This window comes from Nocardioides sp. YIM B13467 (genome assembly GCF_042788075.1).
GTDB lineage: Bacteria > Actinomycetota > Actinomycetes > Propionibacteriales > Nocardioidaceae > Nocardioides.
The window spans coordinates 3,642,603-3,660,208 of sequence record NZ_JBHZPJ010000046.1 but is presented as its reverse complement, the minus strand read 5'-3'; the positions used below and the strand labels follow the sequence as shown (position 1 = coordinate 3,660,208).

The following is a 17,606-nucleotide window of genomic DNA, read 5'->3' as shown; positions in this document are numbered from 1 at the left end:
AGGGCCGACCCGCTGCTTTCCACGACAGCGTCAGGTCAGTACGCGTCCGTCGGCAGGTGCTCCGGCTCGCCCAGGACACTCTTGGTGCCTGGGCCTACGGTTGCGGGTCAGCGCCGGGATTCGACCGGCTTCCCCCACCACGGCGTGTGTTGATTGAGGCTCTGCTAATTCGGGGCAATCCTATGCCGGGCGAGCCCTGCTTGCGGGATCGCCGCCGAGCAGTCACTCTGTCCCCATGCGCCACAGGATTCTCGGCCTTGTCGCAACCTCGATCTCGGCCACCCTTCTTGCCCTCTGCCCGACCACGACAGCCGGCGCGGAGGAGGCACGGACATCGGTCACGTACGCCGATCTGGTCGCCATGTTCGGCGAGAAGGTCGGTGACCGGAGCACCGTCGAGACCGGGCTGCCGAGCCTCAACCGCGCCATGGCCGATGCCAGGATCACCACCGCCTACCGGCAGGCGGCGTATCTGACCACGCTCGCCAACGAGAGCTCCTTCCACCACGACGCCAAGGGCCGCGACAAGCGGAAGTTCACCGGCCGCGGCTACATCCAGCTGACCGGCGAGGCCAACTACACCGACGCCGGCGCCTACTTCGACATCGACCTTCGCCGCCGCCCCGAGCTCGCCCGGTCGCTGGACTACAGCGCGCCGATCTCGCGGTGGTACTGGACCGTCGCCCGCGACATCAACCCGCTAGCCGACGCCCTCGACATGGGCGGGGTCAACGCGGCGATCGGCTATCCCTACAACAAGAAGGAGGACACCGAGCGCTGCCGCGACTTCAAGGCCGCGCTGAAGCACCTCCACGGGTCGGTGCCCAAGGGCATCAGATGTGCCCGCCCGGCCTCCGCGCAGACCCGCTAGCCATGTGGCCCGGACGGGCGTACGTCACTTCTTGGTGCGTTTGTCGCTGACCGCGATCGCCGAGGTGCCCTCGTCCTTGAGCTCGAAGAGGTCGATCGCCTTGATGAGCTTGGTCCAGGTGGCGTAGCCATAGTTGCGCGGGTCCTCGGAGGACTGGTTGCGGATACGGGAGACCACGGTGCCGACCAGGGCCCAGCCGTCGTCGTCTGCGGCCGCCGCGATGGAGTTGCGCAGCAGCTGGATCAGCCGGGCGTTGCGCTTCAGCAGCTGCCCGTTGGTCGCCGACGACGACGGCTTGCGGGTGCGCGGCGTCCCGGGCTCGGTGTCGGCCTCGGTCTCCTCCTCGGTGTCACCGAGCTTCTCCACGACGGTGAACCGGGTACAGGCGCTCTTGAACGGCGCCGGCGTCTTCTCCCGGCCGTAGCCGTAGACCGCGCGACCCTTCTCCCGTAGGTAGTGCACCAGCGGCGTGAAGTCGGAGTCGGAGGAGACCAGCGCGAACGCGTCCGGCACCGCCGCGTGCAGCAGCTCGACCGCGTCGATGGCGAGCGCCATGTCGGAGGCGTTCTTGTGGGCGGTCAGGTCGAACTGCTGCATCGGCCGGATGGCGGCGTCGTGCAGCTCCCCGATCCACCCCTTGAGCTCGGACTTGGTCCAGTTTCCGTAGGCCCGGCGGATCGTCACCTCGCCGTACTCGGCCAGGTCGTTCAGGATGGCGTCGATCTTGGACGCGGGAGCATTGTCCGCGTCGATGAGCAGGGCAATGCGGAAGGGCTCGGTCACGCCGGACAGTCTGCCAGTGCCACCCACCGCCGAGTCGGCTCATCCTGACCAAAACCACCGCCGAGTCGGCGCGTCATGACGCGCCGACTCGGCGGATTCTGATGTCAGGACGAGCCGACTCGGCGTGAGTCTTAGGCGAGCTTCTCCAGGATCAGCTCGCGGACCCGCTTGGCGTCGGCCTTGCCGCCGGTCGCCTTCATCACCGCGCCGATGAGCGCACCGGCCGCGGCCTGGTTGCCGCCGCGGATCTTCTCGGCGACCGCGGGCTGGGCGGCGATGGCGTCGTCGACGGCGGCACCGAGGGCGCCGTCGTCGGAGACCACGGCGAGCCCGCGGGCGTCGATGATCTCCGAGACCGTGCCCTCACCTGCCAGAAGACCCTCGAAGACCTGGCGGGCCAGCTTGTCGGTCAGCGTCTTGGCGTCGACCAGCTTCTGCACCTCGGCGACCTGCACCGGGGTGACCCCGAGCTCGGCGAGCTCGACGCCACGGTCGTTGGCGCTGCGGGAGAGCTCGGCCATCCACCACTTGCGGGCGGCCTGTGCGGAGGCTCCTTCGGCGACCGTCGCCTCGATCAGCGACAGAGCGCCGGCGGCCCAGACGTCGCGCATCTCCAGGTCGGAGTAGCCCCACTCGACCTGCAGGCGGGCCCGCTTGTCGGCAGTGCGCTCCGGCAGGCTCGCGCGCAGCTCCTCGACCCACTCTCGCGACGGCGCGACCGGGACGAGGTCGGGCTCGGGGAAGTAGCGGTAGTCGTCGGCGTCCGACTTCGCCCGGCCGGCCGAGGTGGTGCCGGTGTCCTCGTGGAAGTGGCGGGTCTCCTGGAAGATCGCCTCCCCCGCGTCGAGGATGCCGGCGTGGCGCGACATCTCGAAACGTACGGCCCGCTCGACCGAGCGCAGCGAGTTGACGTTCTTCGTCTCGGTCCGCGTCCCCAACGTCCCGGACCCCTTCGGGGACAGCGACAGGTTGACGTCGCAGCGCATCGAGCCCTGGTCCATGCGTACGTCGGAGACACCCAGACCCAGCAGGATCTCGCGCAGCGCGGCGACGTAGGCCTTCGCCACCAGCGGCGCCTTGGCACCGGTGCCGAGGATCGGTCGGGTGACGATCTCGATCAGCGGGATGCCCGCACGGTTGTAGTCGACCAGCGAGTAGTCGGCGCCGTGGATGCGGCCGGTCGCGCCACCGATGTGGGTGGTCTTGCCGGTGTCCTCCTCCATGTGGGCACGCTCGATCTCGACCCGGAAGGTCTCCCCCTCGACCTCGACGTCGAGGTAGCCGTCGTAGACGATCGGCTCGTCGTACTGCGAGGTCTGGAAGTTCTTCGGCATGTCCGGGTAGAAGTAGTTCTTCCGGGCGAACCGGCACCACTCCGCGATCGAGCCGTTGAGCGCGAGGCCGATCCGGATCGCGCTCTCCACCGCCTTGGCGTTCACGACCGGCATCGAGCCGGGCAGGCCGAGGCAGGTCGGGCAGACCTGGGAGTTCGGCTCGCCGCCGAACGTCGCCGGGCAGCCGCAGAACATCTTGGTGTTGGTGTTGAGCTCGACGTGCACCTCGAGCCCGAAGGCCGGGTCGTAGCGCTCCAGCACCTCGTCGAACGGGACGAGAGTCTCCGTCATCGGGCCACCTCCAGCTTGTCGATCGAGAGCACCGGGCCGATGGCGCCCTCGAGCGCGGCACCGACGCGGTAGAGACGGGCGTCCTCCAGGACCGGAGCCAGGAGCTGTACGCCGACGGGCAGCCCGTCCACGTCGGAGACCCCGGCCGGGATGGAGATGCCGGGTGTGCCGGCCAGGTTGGCCGGGATGGTGGCCAGGTCCTGCATGTACATGGCCAGCGGGTCGTCGAGCTTCGCGCCCAGCGGGAACGCGGTCGACGGGGAGGTCGGCGAGACCAGCACGTCGACCTGCTCGAAGGCCTTCTTGAAGTCCTCGATGATCAGCGTGCGGATCTTCTGCGCCTGGCCGTAGTAGGCGTCGTAGTAGCCGCTGCTGAGCGCGTAGGTGCCGAGGATGATGCGGCGCTTGACCTCGTCGCCGAAGCCGGCGTCACGGGACGCCTTCATGACGTCCTCGGCGCTCGGGTCGCCGTCAGGGGTGACCCGCAGGCCGTAGCGCATCGCGTCGAACTTGGCCAGGTTGGAGGAGCACTCCGCCGGCAGGATCAGGTAGTAGGCCGCCATCGCGTGCTCGAAGCTCGGCGTGGAGACCTCGACGACGTCGGCACCCAGCTTGGTGAGCAGGTCGACCGACTCGTTGAACTTGCGCATCACGTCGGACGCCCAGCCCTCGCCCGCGAGCTCCTTGATGACGCCGACCTTGAGACCCTTGAGGTCACCGGTCGCGCCGGCGCGGGCGGCGTCGACGAGCCCGGTCACCGGGGTGGTCGTGGACGTGGAGTCGAGCGGGTCGTGGCCACCGATGAGCTCGTGCAGCAGGGCGCTGTCGAGAACCGTACGGGTCACCGGACCGACCTGGTCCAACGAGTTGGCCAGGGCGACCAGGCCGTAGCGGGAGACCGACCCGTAGGTCGGCTTCACGCCGACGGTGCCGGTGACGGCACCCGGCTGGCGGATCGAGCCGCCGGTGTCGGTGCCGAGCGCCAGCGGCGCCTCGAAGGCGGCGACGGCCGCGGCCGAGCCACCACCGGAGCCGCCGGGGATCCGGTCGAGATTCCACGGGTTCTTCGTCGGGCCGTACGCGGAGTGCTCGGTGGAGGACCCCATCGCGAACTCGTCCATGTTGGTCTTGCCCAGGATCGGCAGACCGGCTGCCTTGATCTTCTTGACCACGGTCGCGTCGTAGGGCGGAACCCAGCCCTCGAGGATCTTGGAGCCGCAGGTCGTCGGCAGGCCGGTGGTGGTCAGCACGTCCTTGACCGCGATCGGCACGCCGTCGAGAGCATGGAGCGCGTCGCCGTTGGCCCGGCGCGCGTCGGAGGCGGCGGCCTGGGACAGCGCGCCCTCGGCGTCGATGTGCAGGAAGGCGTGGACGTCGCCGTCGACCGCGGCGATCCGGTCGAGGTGGGCCTGGGTCAGCTCGACCGAGGTGGTCTCGCCCGCGGCGAGCGCGTCGATCAGCTCCGCGGCGGTCTTCTCGATGAGAGTCACTGCTCGTCCCCCAGGATCCGCGGCACCGAGAATCGCTGGTCCTCGACGGCAGGTGCACCGGAGAGCGCCTGCTCCGGCGTCAGGCCGGGCACGACGACGTCCTCACGGAAGACGTTGGTCATCGGAAGCGGGTGGGAGGTGGCAGGCACGTCGTCGCCGGCAAGCCCCTGGATCGAGGCGACGGACTCGAGGATCACCTGAAGCTGCGGGGCAAGGTGATCGAGCTCGGCGTCGCTGAGGTCGATGCGGGCGAGGTCGGCCAGGTGCGCGACCTCGTCGCGGGTGATTTCTGGCATGCGCACATCCTAGGTGTCAGCGGCCCCAACTCTCATCTCGGCTGCGCCGCGGCGAGCAGATGAGGCCTACGGCGTCTTCTTCGGGCCGCCGCCGTTGGACGGCTTGTCGGTCGGCCTGCCCGCCGAGCTCGGCTGGGCAGGCGCCGCCTGGGTCGGATCCGCCCGGCGAGTGGGATCGGTCGACGGGGTCGGGTCGGCGGCCGGAGTCGGCCGCGGGCTGGTCGTCGCGGCGGCCTGGCTCGGCGAAGGTTCCGTTGCCTGGGTCGGGTCAGCGGTCGGCTCAGGAGCCGGGCTCCGCGCAGGCGAGGGCCCGTCCTCCTCTCCACCGCGCGAACTCTTCTCGAGAGCACCGTGGACATCTCCCACCTCGGGTACGTCCGGGCTGCCCACCGGCGCCGCGAGCGCGACGAGTCCGGCGAGCATCACCGAGCTGAAGGCCAGCACCAGTCCCCCGCGCCGAGCAGCGGGCGCCGCGGCGGCGCTCCATGCCCAGATGCGCTCGCGACGGCGGCGCAGGTCGGCGGGCAGGTCGCTGCGGATCGCCGCCCAGCTGTTGATCGGGGCCAGCGCGTAGCCGATCCCCTGGAAGCCGAGCAGCGCCGCGATCGCGAGCCCGGTCGCCCCGCCGAGGGCGCCGACCAGGACCGCCATGGCCAGGCAGGCGACCGCGGCGAAGGTCTCCACCAGGTTGCCCCGCACCACGTCCCGCACCCGCGGCTGCCCCTTGATCTTCGGCGTACGCAGGAAGGTGCCCTCGCGCGAGACCAGCCCGAGCCAGGAGGCCCGGGCGACGGTCACCCCGAGCGCCAGCCACAGCCCGAAGGCGCCGAGCGCGTCGCGCCACGAGGCCCCGCTGCGCAGGCGGACCAGCGCGATCGAGCGGGCCGCACCGAAGAGCACCAGCGCGACGGTGGCGAACAGGAGGAGCCCCGAGAGGCGGCGTACGACCAGTCCCCCGCCCAGCATCAGGTCGAGCGCGCCCGAGATCAGGAAGAAGGTGAACAGGGCTCCGGCGAGGTCGCCGAACCACTGCAGCCCGCCGACGAGGTAGGCCCAGCGCTGCGCCAGGGTCATCTGGTTGTCCTCGGTGCGACGCCCGGGCAGCAACGAGCGCCAGTGCATGCGCAGGATCTGGATGCCGCCGAAACACCACCGGAACCGCTGCTTCTTGAGCGTCTCGAAGGTCAGCGGCATCACGCCGCGACCGTAGGAGCGGTCGACGTGCATGCCGTTGTAGCCCATCTTCAGCAGCCGCAGCGACAGCTCGGCGTCCTCGGTGATGCACCACTCGTCCCAGCCGCCCGACCGGACCAGCGCGGAGGCGCGGATCAGCCCCATGGTGCCGCCGAAGATGGCGCCGTTGCGCTCGTTGCGAGACACCTGGCTGACATCGAAGAAGTAGCCGTAGGAGTGGTAGAGCCGGCGGAAGTACGCCGAGACGTCCCAGTCCCGGTAGTCCTGCGGCGTCTGCACGAAGGCCACCGACTCGTCGTTGAACAGCGGGGCGTTGTGGGCCAGGAAGTCAGGAGCGACGTGGTAGTCGGCGTCGACGATCCCGACGACCTCGGTGAGCGGGTTCATCCGGGCCAGCGCGTAGTTGAGCGCCCCGGACTTGAACCCCGGCCAGTTGGCCAGGTGGATGAAGGTGACCCCGTCGTACTGCTCGCAGAAGTCCTGCACCGGCCGCCACAGCGCGGGGTCGTCGGTGTTGTTGTCGATGACCAGGATCTCGTACGCGTCGTAGTCCAGCTCGAGCATCCGCTCGAGGGTCTCGATGACCATCTCGGGCGGCTCGTTGTGGGTCGGGACGTGCAGGCTCACGAAGGGCCGGCCCCAGCCGGGGTGGTGCTCGCCACGCGTCGGCCACCCACGCCAGCGGCGCCGGGCGAGCACGTCGACCATCTCCCACAGATAGCCCACGCCGATCACGAAGACGAAGACCTCCAGCAGCCACAGCAGGCTCGACAGCGTCGTCGTCCACGCGCCGGGGTGGACCGTGACCGTCCACAGCCCGACATAGGTCAGGTAGAGCAGACCCACGTCGATGGTGAGCGCCCAGGCGACCAGGCCGCGTACGTCCCAGTCCCGCGCCGCGGGCAGCCAGGCCACCAGGGAGGCGCCGAGGACGACGCCCCCGATCGCGGCCCGGACGGCGTCCTGACCGAGCAGCAGGCCGGCCCCGACGGCGACCGCCGCGGTGAGGGTCGCCGCGAGGACCGCCGTGGTCGCGGAGAGCGAGCCGGCACGCGGCGTACGGATCGTGAACAGCAGCACGGTCGCCGGGACCAGGAGGACCGCGGCGACCGTGAGGAGTGGGGGAAGGGCCTCGAGCACGAGGCCACACTATGGGGGGTATTTTCTAGCCGAGTCCAGCGGGTCCGGCCTCCAGCAGAACCTTGAACGCCGCTTCGTCGAGGATCGGCAGGCTGAGCTCCTCGGCCTTGGCGGCCTTGGAGCCCGCGCTCTCACCGACCACGACGTAGTCGGTCTTCTTCGAGACCGACCCCGCGGCTTTGCCGCCACGGCTGATGATCGCCTCCTTGGCGCCGTCACGGGAGAAGTCCTCCAGCGACCCCGTGACCACGATGGTCAGGCCCTCGAGGGTGCGCGCCACCGACTCGTCGCGCTCGTCTTCGAGGGAGACCCCTGCGTCTCTCCACTTCTTGACGATCTCCTGGTGCCAGTCGACCTGGCGCCACTCGACGATGGCCTCGGCGATGATCCCGCCGACGCCCTCGGTCGCGGCCAGGTCCTCCTGGGAAGCCGCCCAGATGGCATCCAGCGAGCCGAACTCCGTGGCCAGCGCCCGGGCCGCGGACGGGCCGACGTGGCGGATGGAAAGCGCGACCAGCACCCGCCACAGCGGGACCTGCTTGCGCTCCGCCAGGTTGCGCAGCAGTCCCAGCGCGTTGGCGTTGAGCACCCGGTCGCCGGCTCCGGCCTCCTTCTCGGCCTTCTTCGCGGCCCGCGTGAAGAACGCCGTGGTGGCGAGCTTGGCCTCGTCGAGCGAGAAGATGTCGCCCTCGTTGGTGATCACCTCGGCGGCCAGCAGCGCGTCCGCCGCCTCGTAGCCCATCCCCTCGATGTCGAAGGCACCTCGTCCGGAGGCGAAGAAGACCCGCTCGCGGACCTGCGCGGGGCAGCCACGGTGGTTGGGGCAGCGCAGGTCCTTGTCGCCCTCCTTCTGCTCGGCGAGCGTGGTGCCGCATGCGGGGCACTCGGTGGGCATCACCCACTCCGGCAGCCCCTCGGGTCGCAGCGGCAGCACCGGACCGAGGATCTCCGGGATCACGTCGCCGGCCTTGCGGAGGATGACGGTGTCGCCGGGGCGTACGTCCTTCCGCTTCACCTCGTGGGCGTTGTGGAGCGTCGCGCGCTCGACGGTCGAGCCAGCGACCTTGGTCGGCTCCATGACGCCGAAGGGCGTGACCCGGCCGGTGCGGCCCACGCCGACATCGATCGCGAGCAGCTTGGCGTTGACCTCCTCCGGCGGGTACTTGTAGGCGATCGCCCACCGTGGCGCGCGGCTGGTCGAGCCGAGGCGACGCTGCAGCGAGATGTCGTCGACCTTGATCACGACACCGTCGATCTCGTGTTCGGTGACGTCATGGCGGTGCTCGCCGAAGTAGCTGATGAACTCCTCGACCTCGGCGAGGCTCTTGAGCACCTTGACCCGCTTGGAGATGGGCAGCCCCCAGGCCTTCAGGGCGTCGTACGCATGCGACTGGGCGACCGGCTGGAAGCCCTGCCGGGCGCCGATGCCATGACAGACCATCCCGAGCTCGCGGGTCGCGGTCACCCGCGGGTCCTTCTGGCGCAGCGAACCGGCGGCGGAGTTGCGCGGGTTGGCGAACATCGGCTTGCCCGCGTCGACCAGGGAGGCGTTGAGCTTGTCGAAGGCCTCGATCGACAAGAAGACCTCGCCGCGCACCTCGACCAGGTCCGGCACCGGGAACTCGTCGGTGCCGGTGAGCCGGTGCGGGATCGACTTGATGGTGCGTACGTTCGGGGTGACATCCTCGCCCGTGCGGCCGTCGCCGCGGGTCAGCGCCCGCACCAGACGACCCTTCTCGTAGAGCAGGTTGATCGCCAGGCCGTCGACCTTGAGCTCGCACAGCAGCTCGGCCTGGCCGGCGCCGTCCTTGGCGATCCGGGCGTGCCAGCCGGCGAGCTCCTCGAAGGAGAAGACGTTGTCGAGCGACTCCATCCGCTGCAGGTGGTCGACCGCGGTGAACTCCGTGGAGAACGTGCCGCCGACCTTCTGGGTCGGCGAGTCGGGGGTGCGCAGCTCGGGGAACTGCTCCTCGAGCTCGTTGATCCGGCGCCACTTCTGGTCGAAGTCCGCGTCGGAGAGCGTCGGGTCGTCGAGCACGTAGTAGCGGTAGCGAGCGTCCTCGATCTGCTCGGCGAGCTCCTGGTGCTCGTTCTTCTGCTCAGGGCTCGCGTCGGCGGTCACGTCATCGTTCACGGGCACCATCTTGCCTGGTCCCGCCGACATTTTCCGACGGCATACCCACCCGGGCGTTTTCGGCGTTTCCTGGGCCCGAACGACACTCGACTCCCTCAATATCGACGCAACCGATCAACACCTGGGTGACGGGGGTCACCAGAAGAGGGTAAATCGGGCTACCTTCCTCCCGCGTCGGGCAAGGCGGGCCGACACCAATCCCCCAGATGACCGCCTTGTGAGGTCTGCAGTGGTTTCTCGGCTCGCGGTGGCGCTGATGGCGGCGCTCGCCCTCCTGCTGGCCCCGGTCGGCGCTACGCACGCGCTCGGACTGGGCAGCGTCTTCTCCGACGCCGAGGTCGAGGTCTCGATCATCGAGCAGTCCAAGGACGGCGTGGTCCTCAGTGTCCACGGCACCGACTACAGCGGTGAGCGGCCGGGCATCGAGATCGCGCTCAACCCCAACGGCTACATCGGCTCGGGCACGCGGAACACGTTCATCAAGTCGGTGCTGTACGACCCGGACGACCCCGACGAGTGGACCTACCGGTTCACCCTCGACGCCGCCCAGGTCGCCCGGCTCGACCCCGAGACGAGCTACCAGATCATGACGATGCGCGGGGAGGGGCGCGACGTCTACGACTCGTCCGAGACGAGGACCGCGGACGTCCCCTTCGACTTCGACGCGCTCGCCCAGCCCAGCAGCTCACCGACCCCGGAGGAGCCTGCGGAAGACACTGGGTCCTCGGACGGCACCGGCGCGGGCACCGGCGGCGGTACGTCGTCGGGTCGGCCCGCGGACGGCGACTCCGGCGACGGTGCCGGTGACGACTCCGGCTCCGGCGAGAAGCCGACGAAGAAGGCGTCCAAGAAGCCCTGGACCGCGCCCGAGGAGCCGCCGACGGCCAAGGGCCTGAGCCTGACCGGGATCGACGACGCCTCGGTGGACGCCGAGGACGTGATCCACGCCAAGGCCTCCGGCTTCAAGCCCAACGAGACCGGCATCAGGGTCGTCGTCTACTCGACCCCCCTGGTCCTCTCGACCAGCGTCAAAGCCAACGGCCGCGGCGTCGCGAAGTGGTCCGGCCGGCTTCCCAAGGACATCGGCCTCGGCAAGCACACCCTCACCTTCCAGGGCTCGGTGAACCGCGGGATCTCCTTCGTCGTGACCGGCACCCCGAGCGACGGCGAGTGCGTCCAGAGCGGCTGCGCCCCGAAGACAGAGGCTGTCAAGCTGGCCGCACCGGCCGAGGAGAGCGGCGTCGGCTCGCTCACCTGGATCATCGTGGCCTCGATGATCGTCCTCGCCCTCGTGGCCAGTGCCGTCGCGATGCTCTCCGGACGTCGCAGGCGCGAGCGGGAGTGGGACGAGCCGAGCTACGCCCAGGCCCCGCGGTTGCCCGCTGACCCGCGACAGGCATCAGGGCCCTACCCGGCCCACCCTCGCCAGCTCCCCCAGTCCCGACCCGAGTCTCCGCTCCCGCGCCGGCTACCCGAGGGCCAGGAGCCGATCCGGCGCCAGCCAGGTCCGCGCCAGCCCGTTCCGCGTCAGCCGAGCCACCGCCAACCGGGTCCCCAGCACCTGGAACCGCAGCACGCGGCTCCCCATCAGCAGCCCGCTCATCGCCAGCCGCGTCCGCCCGAGTCGTTCGCACCGCCGGGCCAGCGGGGTCAGGCCTACGACAGCCCGAACTACGAGGGCCAGCGGGTCGCCGGGCGCTGAGCGCGCTCAGCCGACCAGCGACTCACCCCGACTGGCGGTCTCGGCCGCAACCGTCGGCCACAGCGTCTCCAACGCCACCTCCAGCCCGGACAGGACCGGGTCGAGGTCGTCGCCGGGGAACGGTGCGGGCGCCTGCTGGCGTACGACCGCGCAGAAGGCCGGGAGATCCCCCTCCGCCTTGTGGCAGCGGACCGTCTCGGCCGATCCGTCGGTCCAGCCGTCGTAGCCGTCGGTGTCACCCTTCGAGCAGGTGAGCCGCTTGGGACACTTCCGCTGCGCGGCGGGCAGGTTCGGGGCGTGGACCGCGGTGACGGTGCTGCCGTCGGGGCGGGTGCCGACGACTCCGAAGGCCCCCTTGCCATAGGACGAGACGTCGGCCTTCTCGAAGGAGTCGATGTCGGCGTACGCCTTGGTCTCGAGCAGTCCGGCCGCGATCGCGCCGGCGGTCAGTGCGACCTCGTCGGTGCCGTTCGCGCCTTCCGAGGGAAAGCCGCTGACCTGCGCCTTCGTCATCTTCATGGTCGTCTTCGTGCCGAGGCGCGGGTCGGTGACCAGGGCGACGAGATCGTCCACGCTCACCTCGAGATCGAGCTTGCGGGGGTCGCCGGTGATCTTCTCGCCGACGTAGGCGGCCCGGCGCTCCTCCCCACCGGACGTGTGGGAGACCATCAGCTGACCGGGGGTGCCGTCGTCGGTGGCGAGGTCCCAGGCGACGGTGGCCGTGCCCGTCTCGGCCTTCACCTCGGCACAGCCCGACATCCCGTCGTGGCACCAGGTCGAGAGGAGGTCGTCGTCGACCGGGCCGGCCTTGACCTCGAGCGAGTGGTCGGCTCCCCACAGGAGCACGGTGCCGACCTCGTCCTGCTCGAAGTAGAGGTCGCCGCCCTCGAACTCCTCCGGCTGGACGGGCACGCGCTGGAGCGTGATCGCCGCGATCGCCTCGGGGGTCGCCGGCTGGTTTCCGGACCTCAGATCGGCCGGGTCGATGCTCGCTGCTTGCGTCGGCCTGGGCTTCTCGGCCGCGTCGTCCGCCTGGCGCACCTCGTTGCCACAGCCGCCGAGCAGAAGCGCCGCGGCCAGAAGTGCCGTCCCCCATTTTTGCATGAGGGGAATCTACGCCAGGTGACGCGCGCTTTCGGTGAGGATTCGCAGGACGGCGCGAGCCCATCGCCCATCGGCGCCGGCGAGGCCGCACGCGGGCGTCAGCACGATGTCGTGCGCGGTATCCAGCCCGAGCATGTCGAGCCAGCGCTCCACGGTCTCGGTGACCGACTTGTCGGTGGGTGCGGCACCCGCAGGAGCGATCGAAGGGACCACGCCGAGCGCGACCGTGTCGCCCGCCTCCAGGGCCGTGGCGAGGTCGTCGTGGTCGGCGGCGGTGAGCTGGGTGAGGTCGACGCTGATCCCCTTCGCCCCGGCGTTGCGGAGCAGATCCAGCGGGGTCCTGGGTGCGCACGAGTGCACCCACGGGATCGCGCCCTCCTCGGCGATCGCGCCGAGCACCCACTCCAGCGCCTGGGAGGCCTCGGGGAGGTCGATGCTGCGGTGCTTGCCGAACCCCGAGGCGGTCGGCACCTGGGCGTTGAGCACGGCACTCAGCGCCGGCTCGTCGACCTGGACGATCAGCGTGTCCGCGCCCGGGAGGCGGCGGCGTACGTCACGGATGTGGGTGCGTACGCCGTCGGCCAGCGCCTGCGCAAGGTCACGACGGGCGCCGTGGTCGGCGAGCAGCTTGTCACCGCGCGGCCGCTCGACGGTGGCGGCGAGGGTCCAGGGCCCGGCGACCTGCATCTTGAAGGCGCCGCCGCCGGAGGTGAGCGGAGAGTCCTGGACCAGCTCCTCGATGGTGTCGAGGTCCTGCGCGAGCAGGCTGCGGGCGCGCCGGTGGTCGACCCCGGCGGAGCCGGAGGTGCCGGTCAGGCGCCAGCCCGCGGGCTGCAGGTCGGCGTCGAGCCCCTCGAGGACTGCCAGAGCCCGACCGGTCATGGTCGCGATCGCGCCACGCGCGGGCAGCTCGGGAAGGTGCGGCAGGTCGGTGAGCTCGCCGAGCACGACGCGGCAGGCCTCTGCGTAGTCCTCACCAGGCAGCGACCCGACTCCAGTGGCCCTCACGCGAGAGCCACCCGGCGGGTCGCGGAGATGGTGACCGAGCCGACGACGCGGGTGCCGTCGTAGATGACCGCGGCCTGACCAGGCGCGATGCCGTAGGCCGGGTCGAGCAGCTCGATCTCGGCTCCCTCGGGGACCACCGTCACCCGGGCCCGGTGCTCGTCGCCGTGCGCGCGGAGCTGGACGGTGCCCTCGAGGACGCTCTCGGGCGCGCGTCCGGCCCACCGCGGCCGGATCCCGGAGAGGCCGTCGACGGCCAGATGCTCCCGGGGCCCGACGGTGACGGTGCCGGAGACCGGCTCGATGTCGAGCACGAACCGCGGCTTCCCGTCGGGCGCGGGCTTGCCGAGGCGAAGGCCCTTGCGCTGCCCGATCGTGTAGGCGTACGTCCCCTGGTGCTCGCCCAGGACCTCACCGGTCTCGTCGACGATGGGCCCGGACTCGTTGGGTGCCCGGTCGCCCAGCTTCTCGCGCAGCCAGCCGGCGTTGTCGCCGTCGGCGACGAAGCAGATGTCGTGGGAGTCGGGCTTGTCGGCGACGAGCAGGCCACGGCGAGCGGCCTCCTCGCGCACCAGCGGCTTGGGGGTGTCGCCGAGCGGGAACAGCGAGTGCTCGAGCTGGGCCTGGTCGAGCACGCCGAGCACGTAGGACTGGTCCTTGCCGGCGTCGACGGCGCGGTGCAGCTCGACGAGCCCGTCGGCGCCGTTGCGAAGCGTCGCGTAGTGGCCGGTCGCGACCGCGTCGAAGCCGAGCGCCAGCGCCCGGTCCAGCACGGCGGCGAACTTGATCTTCTCGTTGCAGCGCAGGCAGGGGTTGGGGGTGCGCCCCTCGGCGTACTCCGACATGAAGTCCTCCACCACGTCCTCGTGGAAGCGGTCGGAGAGGTCCCAGACGTAGAACGGGATGCCGATCACGTCCGCGGCACGGCGGGCGTCGTTGGAGTCCTCGATCGTGCAGCACCCGCGGGCGCCGGTGCGGTAGGACGCCGGGTTGCGCGAGAGTGCCAGGTGGACGCCGGTGACGTCGTGGCCGGCCTCCTTCGCGCGGGCTGCGGCGACGGCGGAGTCCACTCCCCCGGACATGGCGGCGACCACTCTCATCCCGGTTCCCATCAGCGCTGCAACCCCGCAGCCCGGCCGCGCTCGACCGCAGGCCCGATGGCCGCGACGAGCCGGTCCACGTCCTCGGTCGTCGTGGTGTGGCCGAGCGAGAAGCGCAGCGAGGAGCGCGCCTGCTCGTCCGACTGCCCCATGGCCAGGAGCACATGAGAGGCCTGAGGTACGCCGGCCGAGCACGCCGCACCGGTCGAGCACTCGACCCCGGCGGCGTCGAGCAGCATCAGCAGCGAGTCGCCCTCGCATCCGAGGAACGCGATCTGGGCGTTGTTGGGCAGCCGGTGGCGGCCGAGCGGCGCGAGGGCCGGGCCGTTGAGGTGGGAGTCCGGCACTGCCGCCAGCACCTGCTCGACCAGCTGGTCGCGCAGCGCGCCGACCCTGGTCGCGTACGCCTCCTGCTCCTTGACCGCGAGCTCGACGGCAGCCGCGAAGCCGACGATGGCCGCGGTGGCGTGGGTGCCGCTGCGTACGTCTCGCTCCTGGCCGCCCCCGTGGACCAGGGCGGTCAGCTCGAGCTCACGGCGCACGACGAGCGCGCCGGCGCCCACCGGGCCGCCGAGCTTGTGGCCGGTCAGGGAGAGCGCGTCGACGCCGCTGGTCGCGAAGTCGACCGGCACCGCGCCGACCGCCTGGACGGCGTCGGAGTGGACCGGGATCCCGTACTCGGAGGCGATCGCGGCAATCTCTGCGACGGGCTGCAGCGTGCCGACCTCGTTGTTGGCCCACATCACCGAGATGAGCGCGACCGAGGCGGGGTCACGCTCGATGGCCTCCGTCATCGCGGCGAGGTCGATGCGACCGGTCGCGTCGCACGGGACCAGCTCGACCTGGGCCCCCTCGGTCGACTCCAGCCAGTGCAGCGGGTCGAGAACGGCGTGGTGCTCGACGGTGGAGGCCAGGATGCGGGTGCGAGCGGGGTCCTGGCCGCGGCGGGCCCAGTAGGCACCCTTGAGCGCCAGGTTGTCCGCCTCGGTGCCACCGGAGGTGAAGACGACCTCACCCGGCCGGGACCCGAGCGCCGCCGCGATCCGTTCTCGGGACTCCTCCAGCACCCGGCGGGCGCGGCGGCCCGATGCGTGCAGCGAGCTCGCGTTGCCGACCAGCGCCAGCTCCGCGGTCATCGCCTCGATCGCCGCCGAGGCCATGGGCGTGGTGGCGGCGTGGTCCAGATAGACGGTCCGGGGGTTCATCGTCTACCAAGGGTACGGCGCACCGGGCGCGCTCCACGAACCGCCACCGACGGTCCGGTGAGCTGCGTACGCAACCTGACGTTCACCTCTGATCTCTAGGTTCGTGCCATGTCCCAGGGATTCCGCGAATACATCGACAACCTGATCACCGAAGGTCACACGATCGGCGAGGATCACGATGACGACCCCGTACTCCTGGACCCGGCCGGCAAGGCCGTCGACACCTGGCGCGAGAACTATCCCTACACCGAGCGAATCGAGCGCGAGGTCTACGACGAGCAGAAGTACCTTCTCCAGGTCGAGCTGCTGAAGTTCCAGCGCTGGAACGACCGCGTCGGCGGCAAGCATGTGCTGATCTTCGAAGGCCGGGACGCGGCCGGCAAGGGCGGCACGATCAAGCGCTTCATGGAGCACCTCAACCCTCGCTACGCCCGCACGGTCGCGCTGTCCAAGCCGTCGGACCGCGAGTCGCAGCAGTGGTTCTTCCAGCGGTACGTCCAGCACCTGCCCACCGCCGGCGAGATGGTCCTCTTCGACCGCTCCTGGTACAACCGCGCCGGCGTCGAGCGGGTCATGGGCTTCGCCTCCGACGAGCAGTACGAGCAGTTCATGCACCAGGTGCCGCTCTTCGAGCAGATGCTCGTCGACTCCGGCATCACGCTCACGAAGTTCTGGTTCTCGGTGGGACGATCGGAGCAGCGGACCCGCTTCATCATCCGCCAGATCGACCCGGTACGGCAGTGGAAGCTCTCCCCGATCGACGTGCAGTCGCTGGACAAGTGGGACTCCTACACAGCTGCCAAGGAGGAGATGTTCCGCCGCACAGACACCGACTGGGCGCCCTGGACCACGATCCGCTCCAACGACAAGAAGCGTGCCCGGCTCAACGCGATGCGCTACTTCCTCGCCCACCACGACTACGACGAGAAGGACCCCGAGGTCGTCGGCACCCCCGACCCCCTCATCGTCCAGCGAGGCATCGACGCCGTCGGCGACTGACCGATCAGCCCGGCCATGGGATGCGCCGCAAGTGCGCCTCGATGCCGTCCTCGAGCGAGCCGGCGTCGTCCTCCGCCAACGGATGAACAGACTCGTACGCCGCGACGAACGCCCCGCGCACATGCGCCGGTGTCGGGCGCCACTGGTGGTAACGCGTGCCGAGCAGGACGGCGGCCTGAGCGAGGTCGTCCACCCGGCGGCGGTACGTGGTCTCATCCAGGTCCAGGACCGCCGCGATCTTGCCTCCTGACCAGATGATGTTGGCCGACCTGAAGTCGTTGCCAACCAGCTGGGCGCCCGGAGCCGGCGGCTCGTCGGTGGGGATCAGTTCCGGGTAGTCGGCCATCGCAGCGTGCATCCTCGCGAGCATCTCGCCCGCAGCCCTGACCTGGTCCGGATCGGTGATGTCCAACGGCTCGCCATCGATCACCCGCTGAAGCGCGAGCGAGAACCCATCGACCTCCACCTGGACCCTGCCATCCCGAGCCGCCTGCGGCATCGACACAGGTATCCCACGCTCCCCCAGCCACACCGTGAGCCGTGCGATCGCCGCCAAGCGCGCAAACACGCGCGGCCGCATCGACCACTTGGCGATCATCCGACAGCCATCGACGATGATCCACGCCAGACAGTTGGCATCGCTGATCACCAACCGCTCGCACACGGCCACCTTCAGCCCCCAGTGCCCGGCCAGTACTCCGGTCACCCAGTCCGTCGCCTCGGCCGCGGAGGCGAAGCCGAACCGCTCGGTCAGCGCAGCACCCGGATCGGCCGATTCCCAGAGCATGCTGACATTCGTCAGTTCTTCGGCTTCGGTCATGGGTCGCAGTCAAGCAGGTGGGGTGTGGTCGTCGTTGGGTGTCGCGTGGTGCTCGATCTCGAATGCTGATGGCCGCCGACCCTTTCGGGGAGGTTTTCTCGGCGGATCAGTCTGGCGCGGATTCCTCTGGTTGCGTAC

Annotated in this window: 14 protein-coding genes and 1 riboswitch; of the genes, 3 read left to right on the top strand and 11 right to left on the bottom strand. The window is 70.2% G+C overall.

Annotation, left to right across the window (positions count from 1 at the left end; translation table 11 throughout):
* Positions 1–33: 33 nt before the first annotated feature.
* A riboswitch (cobalamin riboswitch) is annotated at positions 34–169 on the bottom strand.
* A gap of 66 nt (positions 170–235) precedes the next feature.
* Entirely contained in the window at positions 236–871 is a 636-nt protein-coding gene (locus ACFX43_RS24685; protein WP_378836807.1) for a hypothetical protein, read from the top strand.
* A 24-nt stretch (positions 872–895) separates the two neighbouring features.
* Here ACFX43_RS24685 and ACFX43_RS24680 read toward each other — a convergent pair whose 3' ends face one another.
* The 6 genes from ACFX43_RS24680 to ligA all read right to left on the bottom strand — a co-directional run bounded on the left by ACFX43_RS24680 (position 896) and on the right by ligA (position 9,542).
* Complete coding sequence (locus ACFX43_RS24680) at positions 896–1,654, bottom strand: NYN domain-containing protein (protein WP_378836804.1); 759 nt, start codon at positions 1,652–1,654, stop codon at positions 896–898.
* A 131-nt stretch (positions 1,655–1,785) separates the two neighbouring features.
* Complete coding sequence (gene gatB / locus ACFX43_RS24675) at positions 1,786–3,279, bottom strand: Asp-tRNA(Asn)/Glu-tRNA(Gln) amidotransferase subunit GatB (protein ID WP_378836799.1); 1,494 nt, start codon at positions 3,277–3,279, stop codon at positions 1,786–1,788.
* Positions 3,276–4,769, bottom strand: coding sequence for an Asp-tRNA(Asn)/Glu-tRNA(Gln) amidotransferase subunit GatA (gene gatA, locus ACFX43_RS24670; protein WP_378836795.1), 1,494 nt, complete (start codon positions 4,767–4,769; stop codon positions 3,276–3,278). Before gatA ends, gatB begins: the two co-directional genes overlap by 4 nt.
* The gene (gene gatC, locus ACFX43_RS24665) at positions 4,766–5,065 is read right to left on the bottom strand and encodes an Asp-tRNA(Asn)/Glu-tRNA(Gln) amidotransferase subunit GatC (RefSeq protein WP_350834229.1); all 300 of its coding nucleotides are present in this window, start codon (positions 5,063–5,065) and stop codon (positions 4,766–4,768) included. Before gatC ends, gatA begins: the two co-directional genes overlap by 4 nt.
* Positions 5,066–5,131: 66 nt before the next feature.
* Positions 5,132–7,399, bottom strand: coding sequence for a glycosyltransferase (locus ACFX43_RS24660; protein ID WP_378836789.1), 2,268 nt, complete (start codon positions 7,397–7,399; stop codon positions 5,132–5,134).
* Positions 7,400–7,424: 25 nt separating this feature from the next.
* A complete protein-coding gene (gene ligA, locus ACFX43_RS24655; protein WP_378836786.1) occupies positions 7,425–9,542 on the bottom strand; it encodes an NAD-dependent DNA ligase LigA in 2,118 nt (705 codons plus the stop codon).
* 220 nt (positions 9,543–9,762) lie between these two features.
* On the opposite strand from ligA, the gene ACFX43_RS24650 reads away from it, so the two are divergent.
* Positions 9,763–11,235 (top strand): hypothetical protein, encoded by a 1,473-nt coding sequence (locus ACFX43_RS24650; RefSeq protein WP_378836782.1) that lies wholly within the window; start codon positions 9,763–9,765, stop codon positions 11,233–11,235.
* 6 nt (positions 11,236–11,241) lie between these two features.
* On the opposite strand, the gene ACFX43_RS24645 is transcribed toward ACFX43_RS24650, so the two are convergent.
* Genes ACFX43_RS24645 through ACFX43_RS24630 form a run of 4 tightly spaced genes read right to left on the bottom strand, consistent with a single transcriptional unit; the run spans position 11,242 to position 15,649 of the window.
* Positions 11,242–12,339 carry a hypothetical protein gene (locus ACFX43_RS24645; RefSeq protein ID WP_378836779.1) on the bottom strand — a complete coding sequence of 366 codons (1,098 nt, stop codon included), beginning with the start codon at positions 12,337–12,339 and terminating at the stop codon, positions 11,242–11,244.
* A 9-nt stretch (positions 12,340–12,348) separates the two neighbouring features.
* Positions 12,349–13,347: a methionine synthase gene (locus tag ACFX43_RS24640; RefSeq protein WP_378836777.1), complete on the bottom strand. Its 999-nt coding sequence runs from the start codon at positions 13,345–13,347 to the stop codon at positions 12,349–12,351.
* The gene (gene mnmA, locus ACFX43_RS24635) at positions 13,344–14,444 is read right to left on the bottom strand and encodes a tRNA 2-thiouridine(34) synthase MnmA (protein ID WP_378836774.1); all 1,101 of its coding nucleotides are present in this window, start codon (positions 14,442–14,444) and stop codon (positions 13,344–13,346) included. The genes ACFX43_RS24640 and mnmA overlap by 4 nt, the downstream gene beginning before the upstream one ends.
* Before the next feature lie 11 nt (positions 14,445–14,455).
* Positions 14,456–15,649: a cysteine desulfurase family protein gene (locus ACFX43_RS24630; protein WP_378836771.1), complete on the bottom strand. Its 1,194-nt coding sequence runs from the start codon at positions 15,647–15,649 to the stop codon at positions 14,456–14,458.
* 108 nt (positions 15,650–15,757) lie between these two features.
* On the opposite strand from ACFX43_RS24630, the gene ppk2 reads away from it, so the two are divergent.
* The gene (gene ppk2, locus ACFX43_RS24625; protein ID WP_378836768.1) at positions 15,758–16,648 is read left to right on the top strand and encodes a polyphosphate kinase 2; all 891 of its coding nucleotides are present in this window, start codon (positions 15,758–15,760) and stop codon (positions 16,646–16,648) included.
* Positions 16,649–16,652: 4 nt separating this feature from the next.
* On the opposite strand, the gene ACFX43_RS24620 is transcribed toward ppk2, so the two are convergent.
* A complete protein-coding gene (locus tag ACFX43_RS24620) occupies positions 16,653–17,468 on the bottom strand; it encodes a phosphotransferase enzyme family protein (protein ID WP_378836765.1) in 816 nt (271 codons plus the stop codon).
* Positions 17,469–17,606 lie beyond the last annotated feature (138 nt).